The organism is Pseudomonas sp. zjy_15 (assembly GCF_043101865.1).
Lineage (GTDB): Bacteria > Pseudomonadota > Gammaproteobacteria > Pseudomonadales > Pseudomonadaceae > Aquipseudomonas > Aquipseudomonas putida_Y.
Genome location: NZ_JBICII010000136.1, coordinates 1 through 1,100, shown reverse-complemented (window position 1 = coordinate 1,100; position 1,100 = coordinate 1). Strand labels below are relative to the sequence as shown.

Annotated in this window: 1 protein-coding gene and 1 pseudogene; both read right to left on the bottom strand. The window is 56.7% G+C overall.

Going from position 1 to position 1,100, the window contains the following annotated elements:
* Window positions 1-700 (bottom strand): annotated as a pseudogene (locus tag ACF8EF_RS24940) (IS66-like element ISPpu15 family transposase); the annotation flags it as partial.
* 18 nt (window positions 701-718) lie between these two features.
* The coding region (gene tnpB / locus ACF8EF_RS24935) for an IS66 family insertion sequence element accessory protein TnpB (protein ID WP_392462458.1) at window positions 719-1,100 on the bottom strand (382 nt) is incomplete at its 5' end.

Here is a 1,100-nt window from a genome sequence, read left to right as displayed (position 1 = left end):
GGTCACGCATCAGGTTCAGCAGTGGCTGAAAGTGTTCGCTGCACTGGATGACCCAGCGGGCCAGGGTTTGCCGGGGGATCTCGATACCATGTCGGTTCAGCACCGTCTCGAAGCGGTGCAGCGGCAGGCCATCGACGTACTTGGTGGTTAGCAACATCGCCAGCACGCTGGGACTGGCCATGCTCTTTTCAATCAATTGGGCCGGCTTGTCAGCGGTGACCGGCGCGGATTCGCAGCCACGGCAGCCATAGATTTTGCGTACGTGTTTAAGCACACGGATCTGCATCGGCACGATGTCGAGTTGTTCGCTGGTTTGCTCGCCAACCACGTGTTTGCGGCAACCACAGGCGCAAGTCAGTTCGTGCTCGGGCAAGTCATGAATGACTTCAATGCGTGGCAGGTCAGCCGACAGTGGCTTGCGTTTGCCGCGCTGCTTGCTTGGCGCAACAACTTCTTCGTCGGCATCATCAGCGGTAGGAACCCACTGACTTTCGGGTTCATTGAACAACGCCAGTTGGGGCGTGTTGGACTCGACGGTTTGCTCGGACTTGCGATTGAATAATCGGTCACGCAGCAGCTTGACCTGTTCTTTAAGATCGACGATCTGACCTTTGTCGACCGTGCGCTCGGCCAACAACTGCGCAAGCAGTAGTTTGAGCGCGGCAGGGTCGTCAGGAAGGTTATCGGGCACTGAAATCATGGCCCGGATTATACCCGGTCAGGCGACGAAACGAGGAGTCAAAACCTGATGCGGACGGTTGCGCCAGAGATCGAAACCGTCGAGTAGCCAATTCAGTTCCTGGACGGTCAGTACGATAGCTTCGTCGGTCGCGTTGGGTGAAGTTTTGAAACGCTCGGCTTCGAGGCGCTTGAGCCAAAGGCAGAAGCCGTTGCGCTCCCAATACAACACCTTGATGCGGTTACGGGCTTTATTGAGGAAGACGAAAAGTACCGGGTCGAACACGGCGACCTTGATGTCCAGTTCGACCAAGGCTGTGAGGCCGTCGATGGACTTTCGAAAGTCCACGGGCTTGGGGTAGAGGTAGACTTTTTCGACTTTGCTGTCGGGGCGCATCATGGCGGGCTGGCTCCAGAAAGAA